General features: G+C 64.6%; 23 protein-coding genes. 18 read left to right on the top strand and 5 right to left on the bottom strand.

Annotation, left to right across the window (positions count from 1 at the left end):
• The first annotated feature begins 35 nt into the window (after positions 1 to 35).
• From ACIP90_RS07615 to ACIP90_RS07575, 9 genes are all read left to right on the top strand, one after another.
• The gene (locus tag ACIP90_RS07615; RefSeq protein ID WP_400578201.1) at positions 36 to 254 is read left to right on the top strand and encodes an SHOCT domain-containing protein; all 219 of its coding nucleotides are present in this window, start codon (positions 36 to 38) and stop codon (positions 252 to 254) included.
• Positions 255 to 393: 139 nt separating this feature from the next.
• Positions 394 to 1,347, top strand: coding sequence for an ABC transporter ATP-binding protein (locus ACIP90_RS07610; RefSeq protein ID WP_400578333.1), 954 nt, complete (start codon positions 394 to 396; stop codon positions 1,345 to 1,347).
• A 25-nt stretch (positions 1,348 to 1,372) separates the two neighbouring features.
• The gene (locus ACIP90_RS07605; RefSeq protein WP_400578199.1) at positions 1,373 to 2,230 is read left to right on the top strand and encodes an ABC transporter permease; all 858 of its coding nucleotides are present in this window, start codon (positions 1,373 to 1,375) and stop codon (positions 2,228 to 2,230) included.
• Positions 2,227 to 3,060, top strand: coding sequence for an ABC transporter permease (locus ACIP90_RS07600; RefSeq protein WP_400578197.1), 834 nt, complete (start codon positions 2,227 to 2,229; stop codon positions 3,058 to 3,060). The genes ACIP90_RS07605 and ACIP90_RS07600 overlap by 4 nt, the downstream gene beginning before the upstream one ends.
• 59 nt (positions 3,061 to 3,119) lie before the next feature.
• Complete coding sequence (locus tag ACIP90_RS07595; RefSeq protein ID WP_400578195.1) at positions 3,120 to 3,683, top strand: hypothetical protein; 564 nt, start codon at positions 3,120 to 3,122, stop codon at positions 3,681 to 3,683.
• Positions 3,684 to 3,693: 10 nt separating this feature from the next.
• The gene (locus ACIP90_RS07590; RefSeq protein WP_400578193.1) at positions 3,694 to 4,527 is read left to right on the top strand and encodes an exodeoxyribonuclease III; all 834 of its coding nucleotides are present in this window, start codon (positions 3,694 to 3,696) and stop codon (positions 4,525 to 4,527) included.
• Between the two features lie 19 nt (positions 4,528 to 4,546).
• A complete protein-coding gene (trpS, locus tag ACIP90_RS07585) occupies positions 4,547 to 5,656 on the top strand; it encodes a tryptophan--tRNA ligase (RefSeq protein ID WP_400578191.1) in 1,110 nt (369 codons plus the stop codon).
• 4 nt (positions 5,657 to 5,660) lie between these two features.
• The gene (locus tag ACIP90_RS07580) at positions 5,661 to 6,269 is read left to right on the top strand and encodes a 2'-5' RNA ligase family protein (RefSeq protein WP_400578190.1); all 609 of its coding nucleotides are present in this window, start codon (positions 5,661 to 5,663) and stop codon (positions 6,267 to 6,269) included.
• Between the two features lie 37 nt (positions 6,270 to 6,306).
• A complete protein-coding gene (locus tag ACIP90_RS07575) occupies positions 6,307 to 7,374 on the top strand; it encodes a YihY/virulence factor BrkB family protein (RefSeq protein WP_400578331.1) in 1,068 nt (355 codons plus the stop codon).
• Here the strand turns inward: ACIP90_RS07575 and ACIP90_RS07570 are convergent.
• The 5 genes from ACIP90_RS07570 to sdhC form a co-directional block, all read right to left on the bottom strand.
• Positions 7,331 to 8,101: an alpha/beta hydrolase family protein gene (locus tag ACIP90_RS07570; protein WP_400578188.1), complete on the bottom strand. Its 771-nt coding sequence runs from the start codon at positions 8,099 to 8,101 to the stop codon at positions 7,331 to 7,333. The genes ACIP90_RS07575 and ACIP90_RS07570 overlap by 44 nt on opposite strands.
• A gap of 136 nt (positions 8,102 to 8,237) precedes the next feature.
• Positions 8,238 to 9,020 carry a succinate dehydrogenase iron-sulfur subunit gene (locus ACIP90_RS07565; RefSeq protein ID WP_400578187.1) on the bottom strand — a complete coding sequence of 261 codons (783 nt, stop codon included), beginning with the start codon at positions 9,018 to 9,020 and terminating at the stop codon, positions 8,238 to 8,240.
• A gap of 1 nt (position 9,021) precedes the next feature.
• The gene (gene sdhA, locus ACIP90_RS07560) at positions 9,022 to 10,824 is read right to left on the bottom strand and encodes a succinate dehydrogenase flavoprotein subunit (protein WP_400578186.1); all 1,803 of its coding nucleotides are present in this window, start codon (positions 10,822 to 10,824) and stop codon (positions 9,022 to 9,024) included.
• A 102-nt stretch (positions 10,825 to 10,926) separates the two neighbouring features.
• Positions 10,927 to 11,391: a succinate dehydrogenase hydrophobic membrane anchor subunit gene (locus ACIP90_RS07555; RefSeq protein WP_400578184.1), complete on the bottom strand. Its 465-nt coding sequence runs from the start codon at positions 11,389 to 11,391 to the stop codon at positions 10,927 to 10,929.
• 3 nt (positions 11,392 to 11,394) lie between these two features.
• Entirely contained in the window at positions 11,395 to 11,775 is a 381-nt protein-coding gene (gene sdhC, locus ACIP90_RS07550) for a succinate dehydrogenase, cytochrome b556 subunit (protein ID WP_400578183.1), read from the bottom strand.
• Between the two features lie 232 nt (positions 11,776 to 12,007).
• Here sdhC and ACIP90_RS07545 point away from each other — a divergent pair, with 232 nt between their 5' ends.
• The 9 genes from ACIP90_RS07545 (at position 12,008) to ACIP90_RS07505 (ending at position 22,402) form a co-directional block, all read left to right on the top strand.
• On the top strand, positions 12,008 to 13,141 hold the full coding sequence (locus ACIP90_RS07545; RefSeq protein WP_400578181.1) for a mannose-1-phosphate guanylyltransferase: 1,134 nt from the start codon (positions 12,008 to 12,010) through the stop codon (positions 13,139 to 13,141).
• Between the two features lie 60 nt (positions 13,142 to 13,201).
• Entirely contained in the window at positions 13,202 to 14,425 is a 1,224-nt protein-coding gene (locus tag ACIP90_RS07540; RefSeq protein WP_400578180.1) for an amidohydrolase, read from the top strand.
• A 135-nt stretch (positions 14,426 to 14,560) separates the two neighbouring features.
• On the top strand, positions 14,561 to 14,995 hold the full coding sequence (locus ACIP90_RS07535; RefSeq protein ID WP_400578179.1) for a MarR family winged helix-turn-helix transcriptional regulator: 435 nt from the start codon (positions 14,561 to 14,563) through the stop codon (positions 14,993 to 14,995).
• A gap of 88 nt (positions 14,996 to 15,083) precedes the next feature.
• Positions 15,084 to 15,515 (top strand): organic hydroperoxide resistance protein, encoded by a 432-nt coding sequence (locus ACIP90_RS07530; RefSeq protein WP_400578178.1) that lies wholly within the window; start codon positions 15,084 to 15,086, stop codon positions 15,513 to 15,515.
• A complete protein-coding gene (locus ACIP90_RS07525) occupies positions 15,512 to 16,540 on the top strand; it encodes an NADP-dependent oxidoreductase (protein ID WP_400578177.1) in 1,029 nt (342 codons plus the stop codon). The genes ACIP90_RS07530 and ACIP90_RS07525 overlap by 4 nt, the downstream gene beginning before the upstream one ends.
• 226 nt (positions 16,541 to 16,766) lie before the next feature.
• Positions 16,767 to 17,876, top strand: coding sequence for a BMP family protein (locus ACIP90_RS07520; RefSeq protein ID WP_400578176.1), 1,110 nt, complete (start codon positions 16,767 to 16,769; stop codon positions 17,874 to 17,876).
• Between the two features lie 182 nt (positions 17,877 to 18,058).
• Entirely contained in the window at positions 18,059 to 19,672 is a 1,614-nt protein-coding gene (locus tag ACIP90_RS07515) for an ABC transporter ATP-binding protein (RefSeq protein WP_400578175.1), read from the top strand.
• A complete protein-coding gene (locus ACIP90_RS07510) occupies positions 19,665 to 21,074 on the top strand; it encodes an ABC transporter permease (protein WP_400578172.1) in 1,410 nt (469 codons plus the stop codon). Before ACIP90_RS07515 ends, ACIP90_RS07510 begins: the two co-directional genes overlap by 8 nt.
• Positions 21,071 to 22,402 (top strand): ABC transporter permease, encoded by a 1,332-nt coding sequence (locus ACIP90_RS07505; protein WP_400578170.1) that lies wholly within the window; start codon positions 21,071 to 21,073, stop codon positions 22,400 to 22,402. The genes ACIP90_RS07510 and ACIP90_RS07505 overlap by 4 nt, the downstream gene beginning before the upstream one ends.
• The last annotated feature ends 4 nt before the right edge of the window (positions 22,403 to 22,406 follow it).

Genomic DNA, 22,406 nt, shown 5'->3' with positions numbered 1-22,406 from the left:
CTACGCCGTTAAGCAGACGACGATCGTGGGGCACGGTGTTCCTGTCCCTGGCGCTCGCCATCGTGTTCTCGGCTGCTGCCGGCAAACGCTGGCAGACCTGGACCGTGGTTGGCGCCTGCACCTGGCGCCGGAACCACGAGTGGGCAACCGCCCGGGGCGGAGAAAGCGTCCTGCGGGAGCGCTACGCCCGGGGCGAGATTGACGAGTCAGAGTACCGCGAGCGGCTACAGGTCCTGCGCGGCGAGGGTCAATAGCGCCTGCTCACGGACTTCAGCCGCGAACTCGGAAAACGAATGGATTTTTTGAGACCGAGCTATTCCTTTGGCCCCGGGCGGGTATTAGCGTGATGGGGTGCCCGAACTCCACTCTTCTGAAGAAACGTCCGAAAATCCTGTGTCCAGCGAGGAATCCGGGTCTGTCCCGCGCCCATTCGTCATCGCGGCTGAGAACCTGACCAAAACCTATGGCGACGTCACCGCCGTCGACGGCATTTCCTTCAGCGTTCCTGCGGGGGAGTCCTTCGGGCTGCTGGGCCCCAACGGCGCCGGCAAGTCCACGACAATGAAGATGATCGGCGGCGTGGCCCAGCGTACCTCCGGCAGCCTGACCATCATGGGCCTTGACCCGGAACAGCACGGTCCGGAAGTCCGTGCGCACCTGGGCGTCGTACCGCAGCAGGACAACCTGGACGAAGAACTCAGGGTCCGTGACAACCTGCTGGTGTACGGGCGCTACTTTGGGCTGCCGATGAGCTACCTGCGGCCCAAGGCGGACGAGCTGCTCGAATTCGCACAGCTCACGGACAAGGCCAAATCCAAGGTCGACGCGTTGTCTGGCGGCATGAAGCGGCGCCTCACCATCGCGCGGTCTCTTATCAACGAGCCCCGTATCCTGCTCCTCGATGAGCCCACCACGGGCCTTGACCCGCAGGCACGGCACATCCTCTGGGACCGCCTGTTCCGGCTCAAGGAACAGGGCGTCACGCTGATCCTCACCACGCACTACATGGACGAGGCCGAGCAGCTCTGCGACCGCCTCATCGTGGTGGACAAGGGCCGGATCATGGCAGAGGGCTCGCCGGCCAGCCTGATCCGCAGCCATTCCACCCGGGAGGTCCTGGAACTGCGCTTCGGCTCGGAGCGGAATGCCAGCATCGGCGCGGAGCTCGAAGGAATCGGCGAGCGGCTGGAGACCCTTCCGGACCGTGTCCTCATCTACACGCAGGACGGCGAGGCGGCCCTGGAGGAAGTCTCCGCCCGCGGCCTGCGCCCGCTTACCTCGCTGGTGCGCCGGTCCTCTCTCGAGGATGTCTTCCTCCGGCTCACGGGCAGGAGCCTCGTTGACTGAGCCGCTTTCACGAAAGGACCCCGCCATGGAAGTCGCCACGGGGCGTCCGACGGCGAGGCCAACTTTGCGTGCCCACTCCCCGGAGGTCTCTGCCGCCAGGGCGCGGCGGTGGGGCGCCTTCTATTTCGCCGAGCAGGTCCTGCGCGTGATGAAGGGCTACGGCTGGTCCATCTTCCTATACAGCGTGGGCCAGCCGGCTGCCTACCTGTTCGCGATGGGCGTTGGCCTGGCCACCCTCGTGGAAGCCAACGCGGCGGGAGCCTTTGGCGGGGTCAGCTACCTCGTGTACATCGCTCCGGCGCTGCTCATCTCGGCCGCCGTCATGACGGCGGCCACCGAATTTACCTTCCCGGTGATGGACGGCTTCAAATGGCGCCGGGTCTACTACGGGCCCCATGCCTCACCGCTGACGCCCGAGCAGATCGCTGCCGGCCAGATCATTGCCGTAACGGTGCGCTTCTTCGCGCAGTCCGTTATCTACTTTGCGATCGTGGCGCTGTTCGGTGCCTCGCCCAGCGGCTGGGGGTGGATCTCCATCCTGGTGGCCACCTTGGCGGGACTGTCCTTCGGGCTCCCGCTGATGGCATACGCCGCCACCATCAAGGACGACAAAGGCCAGTTCGCCATGGTCATGCGGTTCATCGTGATGCCGCTGTTCCTCTTTTCCGGGACGTTCTTCCCGCTGGACACGCTGCCGTTGGTGGTTCGCTGGGTTGGCTGGATTTCGCCCATCTGGCACGGGACGGAACTCGGCCGGGTCCTGAGCTACGGCTACGACGAATCCCCCGTGCTGACCATCATCCACGTCGCTTTCCTGCTGGGGCTCGCCTGGTTTGGCTGGGTGCTCACCAAGCGCCAATTCGTGAGCAGGATGGGGCAATGACAGTCCTGACCCAGGGCCACAGTGTCACCGAGGAGGCACGCAACAGGCGCTTCGGACCGCTGTACTCGCGCAACGCCAGGGCTGTGATCGGCCGGGGGCTGATGGCCACCAAGAGCAGCAACTGGCTGGTCATGCTTTCCGGGTTCTTCGAGCCCGTGTTGTTCCTGCTGTCTATGGGCATCGGAATGGGCGCGGTGGTGGGCACAGTCCAGGGGCCGGGCGGCCAGGAAATCACCTATGCCGCCTACATCGCGCCGGCACTGCTGGCGGTGTCGGCCATGAACGGCGCCGTATACGACTCCACCTGGAACGTCTTCTTCAAGATGAACTTCGCCAAGCTCTACCAGGGGATGCTCTACACGTCACTGGGCCCGCTGGACGTGGCGGCGGGGGAGATCTTCCTCGCCCTCCTGCGCGGACTCCTGTATGCCACCGGCTTCACGGCCGTAATGGGCCTCCTGGGACTCATAACGACGCCGTGGGCGTTGCTCACGATCCCGGCCTCGGTCCTCATCGCCTTCGGCTTCGCTAGCTTCGGCATGGGCATCACCAGCTTCATGAAGACCTTCCAGCAGATGGACTGGATCAACTTCATCATGCTGCCCATGTTCCTGTTCAGCGCCACGTTCTATCCGCTGAGCGTCTACCCGGAGTACATCCAGTGGCTGATCCAGGCGATGCCGCTGTGGCACGGCGTGGAGCTGCTGCGCCAGATCAGCGCGGGAGCCTTCACCCCGGCGACAGCCATCCACATCGGCTATTACCTGGTGATGATCGTGCTGGGGCTAATGCTCACCACCGGCCGGCTCCGGAGCCTGTTCCTGAAATAGCTGTTCGCCTCTGGGGGACGCATTCCTGACCACGCCCGCAGGTTTGAGACAATGGCACCATGCAATCTCTGGGCAGCTCCAAATCTTCCTCACAGCCGGGCAGGGGCGGATTCTCCATGTTCCGCATCAGCGGTCCCGGCCTCCTCGTCCTGATCACGGCCTTCCTGGTGGCCGTCATCTTCGCGGCCAACCAGAACGACGTCGTGGGCTGGGTCGTGGCCGTCATCGCACTGTTCTGGCTCCTGCTGGCATCGTTCGTGGTGTTCAGCATTCAGAAGGCAGCCAAGAAGGCCGGAGCGAAGCTGAACGAAGCGCAGAATGCCTTCAACGCGGCAGCCGGCCGTGCGCCTTCCCGCGGTTCAGCCGACCAGGGCGGAACGCGCCTCGTGCGGGAACGCGGCGAAGCCGAGGAAATCCGCGACATGAAGCTCGACCATTCCTTCAAGATCGTTCAGGTGCAGGTCCGGGTCGTGGAGCAGGAGCGGGCCAAGGGTGCCGCCGCGGACCAGGACACGATCCGCCGTGCCCTGGAGACCATCGAAATTACGGCTACCAACGCCAGGGACATGATCAAGTCCTCCGGCGGCTCGGGTGAGCCGGTGACCGGAACCATCATCGACTAGAGTGGAGCGGGTGAGCTCGGCATTGAAGAAGGACCACCTTCGCATCGCAACAGTCAACGTCAACGGCCTTCGGGCTGCCTACAAGAAGGGCATGGCGGAGTGGCTGGCGGACCGTGAGGTGGACATCCTCACCCTGCAGGAAGTCCGTGCCCCGGACGCGATTGTCCGGAAGCTGCTGGGCGACGGGTGGCACATCCTGCACGCCGAGGCGGAGGCCAAGGGCCGCGCCGGCGTCGCCATCGCATCCCGCGAGGAGCCCCTCGTGACCCGCGCCCACATCGGTGACGACTACTTCGCCACCGCGGGCCGTTGGGTTGAGGCGGACTTCCGGCTCCGGGACGCTGCGGGCAATGCCTCACAGCTCACCGTGGTGAGCGCCTACGTGCACTCCGGTGACGTCGGGACACCCAAGCAGGTGGACAAGTACCGTTTCCTGGACGTCATGACCACGCGCCTGCCCGAACTGTCCAAGCACAGTGACCATGCCCTGGTCACCGGTGACCTGAATGTCGGCCACACCGAGCTGGACATCAAGAACTGGAAGGGCAACGTCAAACGTGCCGGCTTCCTGCCCGAGGAGCGCGCCTACTTCGACCGCTTCTTCGGCGAGGAAATCGGCTGGAAGGATGTCCACAGGGGCCTGGCGGGCAACGTCAACGGCCCCTACACCTGGTGGTCCCAGCGCGGCCAGGCCTTTGACAACGACTCTGGCTGGCGCATCGATTACCACCTGGCCACCCCCGCCCTCGCCGCCGCAGCTGTTTCGGCGGTCGTGGACCGGGCGCCCTCGTGGGACACCCGTTTCTCTGACCATGCACCGCTGGTAGTGGACTACCGGCTCTAGTCTTAAGGCCTCCGACAGAATGACCTCCACCCCCATCGTGACCGATTCCGCAGCCTCCGAAGAGCCTGATACCGCTGCCAGTCTCCAACAGGAGACCGGGACCGGGCAGGACAGCGGAATCCGCCACCGCATCCTGTCGGGGATGCAGCCTTCCGCGGACTCGCTGCACCTCGGCAACTATCTGGGCGCCCTCGTCAACTGGGTGAGGATGCAGGAAGAGTACGACGCCATCTTCTTCATCCCGGATCTGCACGCCATCACCGTTCCGCAGGACCCGGCCGAACTGGCGCACCGCACCCGCGTCACGGCCGCCCAGTACATCGCCGGCGGAGTGGACGTGGACAAGTGCACCCTGTTCGTCCAGTCCCAGGTGCCCGAGCACGCGCAGCTGGCATGGATCCTGAACTGCATCACGGGCTTCGGCGAGGCCTCCCGCATGACGCAGTTCAAGGACAAGGCACTGAGGCAGGGCTCGGACCACGCCAGCGTCGGTCTGTTTACCTACCCCATCCTGCAGGCCGCGGACATCCTGCTGTACCAGCCGCACGGTGTCCCCGTCGGCGAGGACCAGCGCCAGCACGTGGAACTCAGCCGCGATCTCGCAACCCGCTTCAACACCCGCTTCGGCCAGACCTTCACGGTACCCAAGCCCTTCATCCAGAAGGAGTCTGCCAAGATCTACGATCTACAGCAGCCCACCTCCAAGATGTCCAAGTCCGCTGAATCGCCGGCCGGCCTGATCAACCTGCTCGACGAGCCCAAGGTCACGGCGAAGCGGATCAAGTCCGCCGTGACCGATGCCGAAACCGAGATCCGTTTCGACCGCGAAACCAAGCCGGGCGTTTCCAACCTGCTGACCATCTACTCGGTCATCACCGGCCAGAGCGTGGAGCAGCTCGTGGCGGCCTATGAAGGGAAAATGTACGGCCACCTTAAAGTGGACTTGGCCGAAGTCGTGACAGAGCGCCTGACGCCTATCCGCAACCGCGCCAACGAACTGCTCGCAGACCCGGCAGAGCTGGACCGACTCCTGGCACACGGGGCGGACAAGGCCCGCGAAATTGCCTCGGCCACCCTCAAGGACGTCTACGCCAAGACCGGCTTCCTTCCATACGCTGGGGCCCGCTAAGCCGATGCCCGTTCCGAAGCCTGCCAACAGCGACGCCAGCGACGGGATGAGCCTTGGGGTCATTCTGGGCTTCCCGCCTGGAATCGCAGAGGAACTGCAGCGGTGGAGGGCGTCCTTTGGGGACCCCATGGCCACGGTCATTCCCGCGCACATTACCCTCGTCACCACCACACCCACCCAGGACTGGGAGGCCGCACGGAACCACGTGCGTGAAGTGGCGCGCACGCAATCACCCTTCATGGTCACCATCGCCGGGACCGGCTCGTTCCGGCCGGTTTCCCCGGTGGTCTTCATCAACGTGGAGGAAGGGTTCGAGGAGTGCGTCGAGCTGCACGAAAAACTGCAGACCGGCCCCTTGGAACGCGAGCTGCCGTTCGCCTACCACCCCCACGTGACCGTAGCGCACGACGTTGCCCCGGAAAGCCTGGATGAGGCCGAAACGGTCCTGAAAGACTACAGAGCAACCTTCCCCGTGGTTAGCATGGGACTTTACGAGCACGATGCTGACGGCATTTGGCAGCTACGGGAAGAGCTTGACTTTGGTACCGAACCTGACGACGAACGGGAGCAGCTCCGAGCAGCCGAAGCTGGCGGGGCCACCACTTCCCACTGAGCATGCCCGCCTGAAGCTGGAGGTCATCCGCAAGAAAGTGGAGTGGGGCAAGGCCCGCAGATCCGGCAAGGGCCCGGTGCCCCAACTCATGGCCATGTTCCAGTGGTTGCTCGCCCGGCTGAACGCCTTGCGGCCCATGCGCGCATGGCAGCACTACAACCTCCAACACGGCCCGCTGATGAGCGCCGGCATCGGCTTCAACATGTTCTTTTCCATTACTGGCCTGCTGGCAACAGGGTTCTCCATCGCAGGCCTCGTGCTCCGCGGCCAGCCCGCACTCCTCGACCGCATCATCGCGACCGTGGCAGAAAGCGCGCCCGGTCTGCTCAAGGTTAACGGCGGCCGGGGCCTGGTTGACCCCAGGGACCTCCTGAACCCCGAGGGGCTGGGGTGGACGGCGGTAATCGCCGCCATCATCACCGTCATCACCTCATTGCGCTGGATCAACGGTATTCGCGACGGCCTGCGCGGCGTCATGATGCTGGCTCCGCTGCAGCTCAACCCCGTGGTTCTGAAACTGCACGACGCCGGTACTTTGCTGCTGCTTGGCGTTGCCCTGGTGATCAGTTCCGGAGCGTCCCTTGTATTCGGAACGGCCGCCAATTGGCTCATCGGGCTCCTCAGGCTCGACCCGGCTGTTGCCAGTCCCGTGGCAGGCGTGGTCAAGATTGCCGTGCCGCTGCTCCTCAACTGGGTCACAGCGCTGATTATGTTCCGCCTGGCAGCGGAACTGAAACTGTCCCGCCGGGCGTTGCTCGAGGGAACCATCCTGGCTGGCATGGGCACGACAGTCCTGCAGGTGTTCAGCACCGAACTGTTGGCCGGCGCGGGACGCAACCCCATCCTGGCCCCGTTCGCCATCATCATCGGGCTGCTCATCTGGTTTTACCTGGTGAGCCAGGTATATCTCGTAGCCGCGGCCTGGTCTGCCATCCGCGAGGAGGACCTGAAGACTGCGGCTCCGGCAGCGAAAACCACCGGCTGGGGACCACGGCAGGTGCAGCCCGGGAAAACGCCGGTCGAGAATCACCACACTGTCGAACGTCCCCGCCCGGCTGGGGTCATCGCCCGGCGTCGAGGTACTGATCGGCCCACGCCGCGATAATCTTCGCGGCCCTGGCCGCTTGGCCCTTGCCGGTCAGCAGGTGGTCGCTGCCTTCGAGGGACACGAAGTTCCGCGGGTGGCGGGCGGTCTGGAAGATGCTGCTGGCATTCTCGATGCCGACGGTGTTATCGGTGGGGGAGTGCAGCACCATCAGGGGCTTGTGCAGCCGCTTGATGCAGTCGGTGAGGTCGGCGTTCTCGAGATCTTCGACGAAGTGCCGTCGAATCTCCACGCGCTTGCCGCCGAGGTCAACCTCCGCGCTGCCTTCGCTCAGGATCTTATCCAGGGCGGCGTCGAAGACATGCGCCACGTGCTTGGGTGAAAATGGGGCGGCGACGGTGGCAACGGCGTCGAGCTCCGGAATCTCTGAGGCTGCAGCGAGCACGGCGGCGCCGCCGAAGGAGTGCCCCACCAGCAGGGAAATCGGCTTCCCCTCGGCGCGCATGAACTCGGCCGCCTTGACCGTGTCCGCCACCTTGTGGCTGAACGAGCCCTCGGACCAAAACCCGGCGGAATCGCCGAGCCCCAGGTTGTCGAAACGCAGCATGCCCACGCCGTTATCCGCCAGCGCTTTGCACATCCGGGACGCGGACGGGCTGTCCTTGCCCAGGGTGAACCCGTGCGAGAACACACCCCAGCCCTTCACCGGGCCTTCCGGCATGTCGATGATGCCGGAGAGCAATTCGCCGGTGGAACCTTCGAAACTGACTTTTTCGGAGCGGGACACGGCGTCCCCTTTCGTTAGGGCCGGTGGCTTGCTGGAAATACGACGACGGCGCCGCTCACTGTACGTTCCCGTACGCGGTGAGTGACGCCGTCGGCTGTTACATTCGTTGCCTGTTACATCCGCTGGTAAGCGGGCATTAGATCTTGCGGGAGAGAATTGCCTGTTTGACTTCGGCAATCGCCTGCGTGACCTGGATGCCGCGCGGGCAGGCTTCGGAGCAGTTGAAGGTGGTGCGGCAGCGCCACACGCCCTCCTTGTCGTTCAGGATTTCCAGTCGCATGTCGCCGGCATCATCACGGGAGTCGAAGATGAAGCGGTGGGCATTCACGATGGCGGCCGGGCCGAAGTACTGGCCGTCGGTCCAGAACACCGGGCAGGACGAAGTGCACGCAGCGCACAGGATGCACTTGGTGGTGTCATCGAAACGCTCACGGTCTTCCGCGGACTGCAGACGTTCCTTGGTGGGCTCGTGGCCCTTGTTGATCAGGAACGGCATGACTTCGCGGAAGGACTGGAAGAACGGCTCCATGTCCACGATCAGGTCCTTCTCCACCGGCAGGCCCTTGATGGGTTCAACAGTGATGGGCTTGGACGTGTCGAGGTCCTTCAGCAGCGTCTTGCAGGCAAGGCGGTTCCGGCCGTTGATGCGCATGGCGTCGGAGCCGCAGACACCGTGCGCGCAGGACCGGCGGAAGGAGACGCTGCCGTCCACTTCCCACTTGATCTTGTGCAGGGCATCCAGCACGCGGTCCGTGCCGTACATGGTCAGCTTGAAGTCGTCCCAGCGGGCTTCTGCGGAAACCTCGGGGTCGTAGCGGCGCACACGGAGCGTGATGTCGAACGTGGGGATTTCCCCGCCGCCGCCGACGCCCGCGGGCAGTTCGATCTTGGAGGCTGGCTCAGCAAGTTCAGCGGACATTTTAGTACTTCCTCACCATCGGCTCGTAGCGCGTAAAGACAACCGGCTTGGTGGCAAGCCGAACACCGGCGATTGCCTCCTCCGCGGAACCGTCGGCCGGTGCGTGGTCTTCTTTGTACGCCATGGAATGCTTCATGAATTTTTCGTCGTCGCGGTCCGGGAAGTCCTCGCGGAAGTGGCCGCCGCGGGATTCCTCGCGGTGCAGGGCCGCGACCGTCATGACCCGTGCCAGTTCCAGCAGGAACCCGAGCTCGACGGCCTCCAGCAGGTCAAGGTTGAAGCGCTTGCCCTTGTCCTGAACATTGATGCGCTTGTACCGCTCCTCGAAGGACTCGATGTCCTTGAGGACCTGGTTGAGCGTGTCAGCCGTGCGGAACACCTGCATGTTGGCGTCCATGGTGTCCTGCAGTTCCTTGCGGATCTGGGCCACCTTTTCGTCACCTGTGCCGTTGCGGGCGATGTTGAGGAGCTCAATTGTGTAGGCCTCCGGATCCTCCGGGAGTTCCACGAAGTCGGCCGTCTTGGCGTACTCTGCCGCGGCGATGCCGGCACGCTTGCCGAAGACGTTGATGTCCAGCAGCGAGTTGGTGCCAAGGCGGTTGGAGCCGTGGACCGAAACGCAGGCCACCTCACCGGCGGCGTAGAGGCCCGGAACCACGGTGTCGTTGTCCTGGAGCACCTCGGTGTTGATGTTCGTGGGGATGCCGCCCATGGCGTAGTGGGCTGTCGGGAAGACCGGAACCGGCTCCGTGTAGGGCTCCACGCCGAGGTAGGTGCGGGCGAACTCGGTGATGTCCGGCAGCTTGGCGTCGATGTGGGCAGGCTCAAGGTGCGTCAGGTCGAGGAGGACGTAGTCCTTGTTCGGCCCGCAGCCGCGGCCTTCGCGGACTTCGTTGGCCATGGAGCGGGCCACGATGTCGCGGGGGGCAAGGTCCTTGATGGTCGGGGCATAGCGCTCCATGAAGCGCTCGCCTTCGGAGTTTCGCAGGATGGCGCCCTCGCCTCGTGCGGCCTCGGAAAGCAGGATGCCCAGCCCGGCAAGGCCGGTCGGGTGGAACTGGAAGAACTCCATGTCCTCCAGCGGAATGCCGCGGCGGAAGGCGATACCCATGCCGTCGCCCGTGAGGGTGTGGGCGTTGGACGTGGTCTTGAAGACCTTGCCGGCGCCGCCGGAGGCGAACACCACGGACTTGGCCTGGAAAACATGCAGCTCGCCGGAGGCGAGGTCGTAGGAGACGACGCCGGCCACGCGCTTCTGCTTGTACGGCGTGCCGTCCTCGCGCACTGCGTCCTCTTCGACGGTGAGCAGGTCCAGGACGTAGTACTCGTTGTAGAACTCGACATTGTGTTTGACGCAGTTTTGGTACAGCGTCTGCAGGATCATGTGGCCCGTGCGGTCGGCCGCGTAGCAGGCCCGGCGGACCGGAGCCTTACCGTGGTCGCGGGTGTGGCCGCCGAAGCGGCGCTGGTCGATCCGGCCCTCGGGCGTGCGGTTGAACGGCAGACCCATCTTCTCGAGGTCCAGCACGGCGTCGATGGCTTCTTTGGCCATGACTTCGGCGGCGTCCTGGTCAACCAGGTAGTCGCCGCCCTTGATGGTGTCGAAGGTGTGCCATTCCCAGTTGTCCTCTTCGACGTTGGCCAGGGCTGCACACATCCCGCCCTGGGCCGCACCCGTGTGGGAGCGGGTGGGGTAGAGCTTGGTCAGTACTGCTGTTCGCGCACGCTGACCGGATTCGATCGCGGCGCGCATCCCGGCGCCACCGGCACCGACGATGACGACGTCGTACTTATGGACCTGCATACCAGACGCTCTTTCTCTCAAAATTCGCAATAAACAACGGGCGGGCTGTGGCCTGCTCCGCAAACAGAAGACCGCCTGTTGGGGGCGGGCGGCCGCGGTCCGCTACGCGGGGCAGAAGCCGCCGGGGAGCTGGACGCCGTCGACGACCGGGCACGGGTTGAAGGTGAAGATCACCAGGGTGCCCAGGATGATGATGACGGCCGTGGCGGCGTAGAGGACCATCTTGAGCCAGAAGCGCGTGGAGTCCTTCTCGGCGTAGTCGTTGATGATGGTGCGGACGCCGTTGGTGCCGTGCAGCATGGCCAGCCAGAGCATGGCGAGGTCCCAGAACTGCCAGAACGGGTCAGCCCACTTGCCGGCAACGAATCCGAAGTCGATGGCGTGAATGCCTTCGCCCACGAGGAGGTTAACGAAGAGGTGGCCGAAGATCAGGACAACCAGCACCACGCCGGAGAGGCGCATGAACAGCCAGGCCAGCATTTCGAAGTTGCCACGGGAACTGCCGGTCCGGCGGTACTGCGGGGAAATCTTGCCGCTGCGCGGGGACTGAATCTGTGTTGCAGTCATGGCTTAGTGACCTCCGAGTGCGAGGGACAGGTGGCGGATGGAGAAGGCCACCATCGTGACGATCCAGAGGCCGAGCACAACCCAGAGCATCTGACGATGGTACTTGGCACCCTTCTTCCAGAAATCGACGGCGATGATCCGCAGGCCGTTGAAGGCGTGGAAGACGATCGCTGCGACAAGGCCCGTTTCACCCAGGGCCATCAGCGGGTTCTTGTAGGCACCGATCACCGCGGTGTAGGCCTCCGGCGACACCCGCACGAGGGAGGTGTCCAGCACGTGGACCAACAAGAAGAAAAAGATCACAACACCGGTGATGCGGTGTCCTACCCAGGACCACATGCCTTCACGGCCGCGGTACAAGGTGCCAGCTGGTTTCGTCGGCACTGAATAAACCTCCCTGCAACACAGCGGCGCTGGCACGGGATCCATGCGGGGGGAACGCCTGCTGTGAGAGCACTTGTAGCTCAGGCCTAAATCTAGGCTTCGCTCACAGCTTATTCAATTTAGGCTTTCCAGCCCTTTTTTTGAGACGAAGGCCACATTTAGAGTCCTGTATTTGTGTCCTGCGGGCCCTTCGTGGTCGCACCTTGAGGGTCGTCAGCTAAAGTAGCCCGTGATGAGTAAAGACAAAGTGACACGCCAGGATTCACCTCTCAGCCGTTTTATCGCTGTGATTCCTGCCGGCGGGGTGGGGACCCGCCTCTGGCCTCTGTCACGTGCAGCAGCTCCCAAATTCCTTCACGACCTCACCGGCTCGGGGAGCACGCTTCTGCGCGCCACCTATGACCGGCTTGAGCCCCTGGCGGGCAACCGGGTCCTCGTTGTCACCGGAAATGCGCACCGTGCGGCTGTCTGCCGCCAGCTGCCCGAAGTGCAGGATGGCGACCTCGTGCTCGAAAGCGAGCCGAAGGATTCCGGCGCCGCCATCGGCCTGGCGGCGGCCATCCTGCACCAGCGGGATCCGGACACCATCATGGGATCCTTCGCAGCCGACCACGTCATCAGCCCGGACGATCTCTTCCAGGCGGCGGTCCGGGAAGCCATCCACACTGCCGCAGCCGGCAAGATCGTCACCATCGGCATCAAGCCCACGCACCCCTCCACGGGGTTCGGCTACATCCGCTCTGGGGCTTCCCTGCACATCCCCGGCGCGCCCAGCGCTCAGGCTGTGGTGGAGTTCGTGGAAAAGCCTGACGAGGAAGTCGCCCAGCAGTACGTGGACAGCGGCGAATATGTCTGGAATGCCGGCATGTTCGTGGCGCCCGTTTCCCTCATGCTCAAGCACCTTGAGGCCAACCAGCCGGAGTTGTACTCCGGCCTGCAGGAAATCGCCGAGGCGTGGGACACGCCTCACCGGGACGAAGTCACGGCCAGGATTTGGCCCACGCTGCCCAAGATCGCCATCGACTATGCGGTCGCAGAGCCTGCAGCGGCAGCCGGGGACGTCGCCGTCGTGCCTGGAACCTTCCGCTGGGACGACGTCGGTGACTTTGCCTCCGTCGGGCGGCTCAACAGCGCCAAAGAGGTGGACGAGGTCACCGTCCTCGGGGAGGGCGCACGCGTCTTTACCGAGAACGCCAGCGGCGTGGTGGTTTCTGACACCAAGCGTGTTATCGCGCTGATCGGGATCAAGGACGTGGTCATCGTGGACACCCCGGACGCGCTGCTAGTCACAACGAAGCAGCACTCCCAGCGGGTGAAGCAGGCCGTGGACGCCCTCAAGGCAAAAGGCGACACCGACGTTCTCTAGTAATCCGTAACGCGGCGAAGGCGATGCCGTTATTCTTTCGCGCCTCGCTAGAGTTGTGCTGTGCGCAATTACACTACTGAAGCTGAGCCCACCGCGCTGGTGGGGCCGTGGCTCGAGCCGCTCCTGCCGGAACTGATCGATTTCCGCCGGGACCTGCATGCGCACCCCGAACTGTCCTTCAAGGAGTTCCGGACCACGGACAAACTCGTGGAGCGCCTGCTCGAGGCCGGACTGGAACCACGTCGCCTCGACGGCACGGGCCTCACCGTGGACGTCGGAGAGGGCCCCATCGCCACTGCGCTGCGCGGCGACATCGACGCCCTGCCGATCATTGAAGAAACGGGCCTGCCCTTCGCATCAAAGAACCACGGTGTGACACACGCCTGCGGGCACGACGTCCACACCACCACCATGCTGGGCATCGCCTTGGTGCTGCACCGCATGCACCTGGAATCGCCGCTGGGTGCCACGGTCCGGATTATCTTCCAGCCCGCTGAGGAGACGATGCCCGGCGGCGCGCACTCGTGCATCGAGCAGGGCGTCCTGGAGGGCGTGCCGCGCATCCTGGCGCTGCACTGCGACCCGCGGATCAACGTCGGAAAGATCGGTACCCGCATCGGCGCCATCACGTCCGCCTCGGACACCATCAAGATCGAACTCAGTGGACGCGGCGGCCACACCTCGCGCCCGCACCTCACCGAGGACCTCGTCTTCGCCCTTGCCCAGATCGCGGTGAATGTGCCCGCAGTGCTTTCCCGCCGCGTGGACGTCCGCAGCGGCGTATCCGTTGTCTGGGGCCAGATCAACGCCGGTTCGGCGCCCAATGCGATTCCGGGAACCGGCTACATGTCCGGGACCATGCGCTGCCTGGACCGCGACGCCTGGCACAGTGCCGGCGAACTCCTGGACGAAGTGGTCCATCAGGTGGCCGAGCACTACGGCGTGGACGTGCACCTGGAACACACCCGCGGCGTCCCCCCGGTAGTGAACTCGGAGCACGAGACTGCCCTCATCGAGGCTGCGGCCCGGGCCGAGATCGGCGAAGGCGCCGTGGTCCTGACCCCGCAGTCGATGGGCGGAGAGGACTTCGCCTGGTTCCTCGCCGAGCTGCCTGGCGCCATGATGCGCCTGGGCACGAAGACACCGGGCGGAGAAGAGTACGACCTCCACCGCGGCGACTACATCGTCGACGAACGCGCCCTCGGCTACGGCATCCAGGTGCTCACCGCCGCCGCCCTCCGCACGATCCGCGACCTCGACCCGGCCGCGCAAACGGACACCTAGGTCCGGGCCCACCCGGCGCCAACTGGCAGCTGATGCCCTCAAATCCCCGGTTTGAGGGCATCAGCTGCCAGTTCGCGCTTATTTTTTGCCTTCGGTAAGTTGTGCACAATTGAATTGTGGGCTACCGTTGCAGTCATGACCGATGCTCCCCGCCTTGACCGCCAGGTGTGCTTTGCGCTCTATGCGGCGTCCCGGGCGGCAACCGCCGTGTATCGGCCGCTGCTGGATGACCTGGGCCTGACCTACCCCCAGTACCTCGTGATGCTGGTGCTGTGGGAAAACGAACCGCGCGGCGTGCGGGAACTGGGGGAGGAGCTGGGGCTCGACTCCGGCACCCTGTCGCCCCTGCTCAAGCGGCTCGAAGCCATGGGCCTGGTGGAACGCCGCCGCTCTGCAGAGGATGAGCGCCGGGTTGCCGTGCATCTGACAGCGGAGGGAAAAGCCCTCAGCAGCAAGTCTTCCGGCATTCCCCAGCGCCTCGCCGACGCCGCCGGGCTGAGCCCCCGGGAGCTTGACCAGCTCCGTGAAACCCTGAGCAAGCTGACTGCCGCCCTGCACGATTCGCATTGACGCCCCAGTCGGGCCTTAATCCAGACCCCATCGACATCGACACCGCACCAGACTGTGGACTGCCGAACCCATCAGAACGGAACCAATCTTGAAGACCCTCTACACTGCCGAAGCCCTCGCTTCCGGCGAAGGCCGCGACGGCTCCGCACGCACGAAGGACGGGAAGCTGGACGTGACCCTGGCCAGCCCTGTGGAATTCGGCGGAAGCGGCCAGGGCACCAACCCGGAACAGCTGTTCGCCGCCGGCTACGCCGCCTGCTTCCATTCCGCCCTCCGCGTGGTGGGCCGCAAGGAGCGCGCCGACCTCACCGACTCGGCCGTGGCGGCGAAGATCCATTTCGGCGCCCTTGACGGCGGTGAAGGCTACGGTCTGGCGGCCGAACTTGAGATCGCCCTGCCGGCACTGGACCGGACTGACGCTGAGGCGCTCATGGCCAAGGCGCACAAGATCTGCCCCTACTCAAACGTGACCCGCGGCAACATGGATGTGGCGCTGACCCTCGTGGAGTTCGCAGCGTGAGCGGCAACCAGTCCCTGGCGTTGCCCGCAGCAACCCGCGAAATCCAGCTGGCATCGCGTCCTGTGGGCCGCCCGGTCCCGGAGAACTTCCGGCTCGCCGAAAGCCCGCTTCCGGAACTTCGGGACGGGCAGGTGCTGGTCCGAAACCTCTTCATCTCGGTCGATCCGTACATGCGCGGCCGGATGAACGACGTCAAATCCTATTCAGCGCCGTTTGCGCTGGATAAAGCGCTCGACGGCGGGGCGGTGGGTGAGGTGATCGCGTCGCGGGCCGCCGACCGCAACGTGGGGGACGTCGTCGTTCATCATCTCGGCTGGCGGGAGTATGCGGTGGTAGACGCCAGCGCATCCACCCCCGCGCGAACTGACCTTGCACCTGCGTCCGCCTTCCTCGGCGCGCTGGGCATGACCGGGCTCACCGCCTACGCCGGCCTGTTGAAGGTGGCAGGATTCAAAGGCGGCGACGCGGTGTTTGTCTCCGGCGCTGCCGGGGCCGTCGGGTCCCTGGTGGGGCAGATCGCCAAGGCCATGGGCGCATCCCGGGTGATCGGCAGCGCCGGATCACCGGAGAAGGTGGCACGCCTCCTGGAGCTCGGCTTTGACGCTGCCTTCAACTACCGCGACGCTCCTGTCCGGGACCAGCTCAAGGCTGCCGCGGGTGACCGCGGGATCGATGTCTACTTCGACAACGTGGGCGGGGAGCATCTGGAGGCGGCGTTATCCGTGCTGAATGTCGGCGGGCGCGTGGCCATGTGCGGCGCCATCGCGCAGTACAATTCGACGGAGCCGCCGGCCGCTCCGCGGAACCTTGCCCTGGCGATCGGCAAGCAGCTTACGCTGAGGGGATTCCTCGTCAGCAGCTACCGGCAGTACGCCGGCGAGTTTGCAGAGCTCATGGCCGGCTGGCTGGCCGACGGCACCGTCTCCTACGACGAAACCGTGGTGGACGGTCTCGGAAACGCGCCGCAGGCTTTCATGGATCTGCTGGACGGTGCGAACACCGGAAAGATGCTGGTCCGCATCTAGCCTACTCGTAGGTAACAAGTTCTCAACAATCTTCAGTTTCCGCCATGGAAGTGTTATCCGGGCGTGGTGCAGGCCACTACAGTGGCTTGCATAAGGCGCTTTAGCGCAGTGCTGCGAAACCATCAGTGAAAACAGAATTTCAGTGTGGAGCATTAGAAACGGACACTCATTGACTCTCCGTCGTGGCGCCCCTCTCTTTCTTCCTGGAGGAAATTTGAAGAACTCAATGCTTGCAAACATCAAGCGCGGTTCACTTAAGCGCGGTTCAGTGGCGGGCGTCGCATCCGTTGGAGCGGCGGCCCTGCTGCTGACCGGATGTGGCCCTGCACCAGAAGCAGGCAGCCCCACGGCCACGGCCAGTGACTACAGCGGCTGCATCGTGTCCGACTCCGGCGGATTCGACGACCAGTCGTTCAACCAGTCGTCCTACGAGGGACTCAAGAAGGCTGAGAAGGATCTTGGCATCCAGGTCCGCCAGGTCGAGTCCAAGACCAACAACGACTACGATCCGAATCTGCGCGCCATGGTGTCCGCGGGCTGCGACCTCACGGTGACTGTGGGCTTCCTCCTCGGCGACGCCACCAAGAAGCAGGCCGAAGCCAACCCGGACAGCCACTTCGCCATCATCGACTTCGGCTACCCAAAGCCGATTGCCAACGTCAAGCCCATCATCTACGACACGGCGCAGGCTGCGTTCATGGCCGGCTACCTGGCCGCGGCCACCTCGAAAACCGGAACTGTTGCCACGTTCGGCGGCGTCAAGATCCCCACCGTCACCATCTTCATGGATGGCTACGCGGACGGCGTGAAGTACTACAACGAGAAGAAGGGCAAGGACGTCAAGCTCCTCGGCTGGGACAAGGCCAAGCAGGACGGCAGCTTCACCGGCGACTTCGAAAAGCAGGACAAGGGTAAGCAGCTCACCCAGAACTTCCTGGACCAGGGGGCGGACATCGTCATGCCCGTTGCCGGGCCGGTGGGCAAGGGCGCCGGTGCGGCGCTGAAGGAAGCCAAGGCCGCAGGCAAGGACGTCAAGCTCATCTGGGTCGACTCGGACGGCTTCCTTACCGCCCCGGAGTACAAGGACATCATGCTTACGTCTGTCATGAAGCAGATGGGCTCTGCCGTGGAGACTGTCGTCAAGGAAGACAAGGAGGGCAAATTCAGCAATGAGCCCTACGTCGGCACGCTCGCGAATGAGGGTGTCCAGCTGGCCCCCTTCCACGACCTTGATTCGGCTGTTCCCGCCGACATCAAGACCGAGCTGGACCAGATCAAAAAGGACATCGTCGACGGCAAGCTGAAGGTTGAGTCCGCCGCCAGCCCCAAGGCGTAACTTCCTCCGCTAAGCGCCACCGCCCGGATGGTCACTGACTGCACGGGAGGTGGCGCTTTTCGTTGGGCCGTTTTTGATGGCGCGATGTCCGGCCCACCCATGACTGCAGGCACTAGGCTGGTCCTGCAGCCACATATCCCGTCCGGCCTGCACTTCCGGACGCAACGAGATTGGTCAGAGTTTTGAAACTTGAACTCAAGGGGATCACCAAACGTTTCGGCTCCCTGCTCGCCAATGATCACATAGACGTGGTTGTTGAACCCGGACAGATCCACAGTCTGCTGGGCGAAAACGGGGCCGGCAAATCCACCCTGATGAATGTCCTGTACGGGCTGTACGAGCCCAGCGACGGTGAAATCCTCATCGACGACAAACCAGTGAGCTTCCGCGGCCCCGGAGATGCCATGGCGGCCGGCATCGGCATGGTGCACCAGCATTTCATGCTGGTGCCAGTGTTCACGGTGGCTGAAAACGTAGCGCTCGGCGCCGAGTCCACCAAAGCCGGCGGGCTCCTGAACCTTGACGACACCCGCCGCAAGATCCGGGAGATCTCGGACCGTTACGGATTCGACGTCGACCCCGACGCCCTCGTGGAGGACCTCCCGGTGGGCGTCCAGCAGCGCGTGGAAATCATCAAGGCGCTCGTGCGCGACGCCAGAGTACTGATCCTGGATGAGCCGACGGCGGTGCTGACGCCCCAGGAAACCGACGAACTGCTGGACATCATGCGCCAGCTCAAGGAGAGCGGCACGTCCATCGTCTTCATTTCCCACAAGCTCCGCGAGGTCAAAGCCATTTCGGACACCATTACGGTGATCCGCCGCGGCAAGGTGGTGGGCACCGCCGAGCCCGGCACCGCCACCACGGAGCTGGCTTCGATGATGGTGGGTCGCGCGGTAAGCCTCACCCTGGACAAGGCGCCGGCCAAGCCGCAGGAAACCACGTTCGAGGTCAAAGACCTGACCGTCATCGCGCCGAACGGCCACCACACTGTTGACGGCATCAGCTTCAGCATCGCCCGGGGCGAGATCCTCGCCGTCGCCGGCGTCCAGGGCAACGGCCAGACCGAACTCACGGAGGCGATCCTGGGCCTGCAGGAGCGGGTCCATGGCTCCATCCTGCTCGACGGAAAGGAACTCCTCGGCCGCAGCGTCAAGGAAGTGCTGCACGCCGGCGTCGGCTTCGTCCCGGAAGACCGCAAGGTAGACGGCCTGGTGGGAACCTTCTCGGTAGCCGAAAACCTGGTGCTCGACCTCTACGACAAGGCTCCGTTCGCCAAGGGCATCAGCATGAGCCCGGCCAAGGTCCTGGAGAACGCCAACTCGAGAATCGGCGAATTCGACGTCCGCGCGCCCTCGGCGGCCGCGGCGGCCGGAACGCTTTCGGGCGGCAACCAGCAGAAAGTGGTGATGGCCCGGGAGCTCTCGCGGCCGCTGCGGCTGTTCATTGCCTCGCAGCCCACCCGCGGTGTCGACGTCGGCTCCATCGAGTTCCTGCACCGCCGCATCGTGGCGGAACGGGACGCGGGTACCCCGGTGATGATCGTCTCCACGGAACTGGACGAAGTAATGGAACTCGCCGACCGCATCGCCGTGCTCTACAAGGGCAAACTCGTGGGCATCGTGCCGGCCGGAACGGGCCGCGACGTCCTGGGCCTCATGATGGCAGGGCTTTCACCCGACGAGGCTCACGCTGATGCCGCCCATCACCCCGCCGCCCCGCCGAGCAGGCAGGAACCGCACAGCAGGCAGGAACCGGTGTCCCCCTCCCACGCCGAAGGAGGCGACCTTGACTGACCAGAACCAGCCACAAGACCCCGGCAGCAACCCCGCAGGCCCCGGTGGCGGAAAGCACCACGGCAAGCACCCCGACCAGCACCACGTGCCGAAACCCGCTGACGAGGAAACCGCAGCAGTGGTGTCGCTGGACACGGCCGGCGGAACCATGGAACCCTCGGCGGTGCCGGCAACGGCCCAGAGCGGCAAGATCCCGGGCGGCCCGGAGACCCTGGCGCGCAGGATCTTCACCGGAAGCGGCATGGTGTCCGTCCTTGCCGTGTTGCTTGCGTTGATTCTCGGCGGACTATTGATCGCGTTCACGGACAAGCAGGTGGGCACCACGGCCACATACCTGCTGGCCCGCCCCACCGACTTCCTGTCCGCGGTCTGGAATGCGGCCACCCGGTCCTACGTGGCGCTGTTCCAGGGTTCGGTGTTCAACCCCCGGGGTGCGGGAATCGGCGGGCAGTTCGCCCCGCTGCTGGAAACGCTCACCATCGCAACGCCGCTGATCACCGCCGGCCTTGGTGTTGCCCTGGCCTTCCGGGCCGGACTGTTCAACATCGGTGCACAGGGCCAGATCATCATGGCCGGCATTCTTGCGGCGTGGGCGGGGTTCGCCCTGCACCTCCCCGTGGGCCTGCACCTGCTGCTGGTCCTCGTGGCCGGAATCATCGGCGGGGCCTTCTGGGGCGGCCTGGCGGGTTACCTTAAGGCCCGGACGGGAGCCCACGAGGTCATCCTCACCATCATGTTCAACTACATCGCCCTGTACCTGCTGAGGTATCTGCTCAACACGCCGGCGTTCCAGCGGCCGGGGGAGTCCAACCCGATTTCCCCGATCCTGGACCCCAGCGCCGTGTACCCGCAGATCCTCGGAAGCCAGTACCGGCTCCACCTCGGCTTCCTGCTGGCCATCGCCAGCACGGTTTTCGTATGGTGGCTCCTCAACCGATCCACTGTGGGCTTTGAGTTCCGGGCTGTCGGGGCCAACCCGAAGGCGGCACAGACCGCAGGCATCAACGTGTCCCGCTCCACTGTCCTGGCCATGGCCATCGCCGGCGGCCTCGCCGGCCTGTCCGGCGTGGCGCAGGTTGCCGGTACGGAGAAGGTCCTTACGGACGGCGTCGCGGCCACCTACGGTTTTGACGCCATCACCGTGGCACTGCTGGGACGTTCGACGCCGTGGGGAACCTTTGCCGCCGGCCTGCTGTTCGGCGCCTTCCGCGCCGGAGCCGTGCAGATGCAGATCCAGACCGGAACCCCGATCGACATCGTGCTTGTGGTCCAGTCGCTGATTGTGCTGTTCATAGCGGCTCCGCCGCTGGTGCGGGCGGTCTTCGGGCTGAACCCGCGGCGCAAGAAGCAGCCAACCGCAGCGAAGTCCAAGGCGGCGGCAACCACCGGAGGTGCAGCATGAGCACAACAGCAACGTCGCCCCGACCGGGAAAAAGGGAGCCGGGAACTCCGCAGCCCGCTGACGGGCGGCGCCAAACGGCAAGATCGGCCAAGCCGGTCACCTGGAAGACCCCCGTCCTGCTCACCGTTTTCGGAGTCCTGTCCCTGATCTTCTTCGGCATCATGGGGCCCAACCAGACCGCGCGTTTCGGTCTCTCCTCCAGCGGGGACTTCTTCCAGCTGCCGGCACTGGAAGTCCCGGGGTTCCTGGGCGGCATCGTCCTCTCGGTCCTGATGCTGGGCCTGGCAGCGTACGCCGTCTACCTCAAGACCAAGGACCAGGCCGCGCCCCGCTGGTTGCCCGTCACGTTCATCGTGCTCTTCGTGGCAGCCTTCCTCATCTGGGTGGTTGGCGGTGCCCGAACGCCGAGCATCTCCCTGGCCGGTCTGATCGCCGGTTCGGTGACACTGGCGGTGCCGCTCGTGTTCGGCTCGCTCTCGGGCGTGCTGTGCGAACGGGTGGGTGTTATCAACATCGCCATTGAGGGCCAGCTGCTGGGAGGCGCCTTTACGGCGGCCATGGTGGCCACGATGACCAGGAATCCTTTCGTCGGGCTGCTGGCGGCTGCGGTGGCGGGCGCCGTGGTCTCCATGGTCCTGGCACTGTTCAGCATCAAATACCTTGTCAACCAGATCATTGTGGGCGTGGTCCTGAACGTGCTGGTCTCGGGCCTGACGGGCTTCCTGTTCAGCACGGTGATGCAGGCCGACAAGGCAGCGTTCAATTCCCCCGGCAGGTTGCCCATCATCGACATCCCCGTGCTGTCCAGCATCCCGGTGCTCGGGCCCATCCTGTTCAAACAGTCCGCGGTCGGCTACCTCATGTACATCGCGGTGATCGTGGTGTGGATCGGGCTGTACAAGACCAGATGGGGCCTGCGGGTCCGCGCAGTCGGTGAGCACCCGCAGGCCGCGGACACGATGGGCATCAAGGTGAACGCCACACGCTTCTGGAATGTCACGCTTGGCGGCGCCGTTGCCGGGATCGGCGGCTCCTTCTTTACGCTGGTGGCGATCGACAGTTTCACAAAGGAGATCTCCGGCGGGCGCGGCTTCATCGCACTGGCTGCCCTGATCTTCGGACGCTGGAACCCCATCGGTGCGTTCTTCGCCGCGCTGCTGTTCGGTTTCGCGGACAACCTGCAAAGCATCGTGACCATCATCGGAACCCCGGTGCCCAGCCAGTTCATGGCCATGCTGCCGTATCTTGTGACGGTCCTGGCGGTGGCAGGCCTCGTGGGCAGGTCGCGGCCGCCGGCCGCCAGCGGCATTCCTTACGTCAAGGGCTGACGGC

This window comes from Arthrobacter sp. NPDC093139 (assembly GCF_044754165.1).
In the GTDB taxonomy this organism is placed as follows: domain Bacteria; phylum Actinomycetota; class Actinomycetes; order Actinomycetales; family Micrococcaceae; genus Arthrobacter.
The sequence above is the reverse complement of the archived record's forward strand: the minus strand, read 5'-3'. Positions and strand labels throughout refer to the sequence as shown.

Coding starts and splice junctions, on each gene's coding strand:
- ACIP90_RS07555 (WP_400578184.1), bottom strand. CDS start 11,391: ATGACTGCAACACAGATTCAGTCCCCGCGCAGCGGCAAGATTTCCCCG.
- trpS (WP_400578191.1), top strand. CDS start 4,547: ATGACCTCCACCCCCATCGTGACCGATTCCGCAGCCTCCGAAGAGCCT.
- ACIP90_RS07505 (WP_400578170.1), top strand. CDS start 21,071: ATGAGCACAACAGCAACGTCGCCCCGACCGGGAAAAAGGGAGCCGGGA.
- sdhA (WP_400578186.1), bottom strand. CDS start 10,824: ATGCAGGTCCATAAGTACGACGTCGTCATCGTCGGTGCCGGTGGCGCC.
- ACIP90_RS07545 (WP_400578181.1), top strand. CDS start 12,008: ATGAGTAAAGACAAAGTGACACGCCAGGATTCACCTCTCAGCCGTTTT.
- ACIP90_RS07605 (WP_400578199.1), top strand. CDS start 1,373: ATGGAAGTCGCCACGGGGCGTCCGACGGCGAGGCCAACTTTGCGTGCC.
- ACIP90_RS07580 (WP_400578190.1), top strand. CDS start 5,661: ATGCCCGTTCCGAAGCCTGCCAACAGCGACGCCAGCGACGGGATGAGC.
- ACIP90_RS07565 (WP_400578187.1), bottom strand. CDS start 9,020: ATGTCCGCTGAACTTGCTGAGCCAGCCTCCAAGATCGAACTGCCCGCG.
- ACIP90_RS07595 (WP_400578195.1), top strand. CDS start 3,120: ATGCAATCTCTGGGCAGCTCCAAATCTTCCTCACAGCCGGGCAGGGGC.
- ACIP90_RS07600 (WP_400578197.1), top strand. CDS start 2,227: ATGACAGTCCTGACCCAGGGCCACAGTGTCACCGAGGAGGCACGCAAC.
- ACIP90_RS07520 (WP_400578176.1), top strand. CDS start 16,767: ATGCTTGCAAACATCAAGCGCGGTTCACTTAAGCGCGGTTCAGTGGCG.
- ACIP90_RS07535 (WP_400578179.1), top strand. CDS start 14,561: ATGACCGATGCTCCCCGCCTTGACCGCCAGGTGTGCTTTGCGCTCTAT.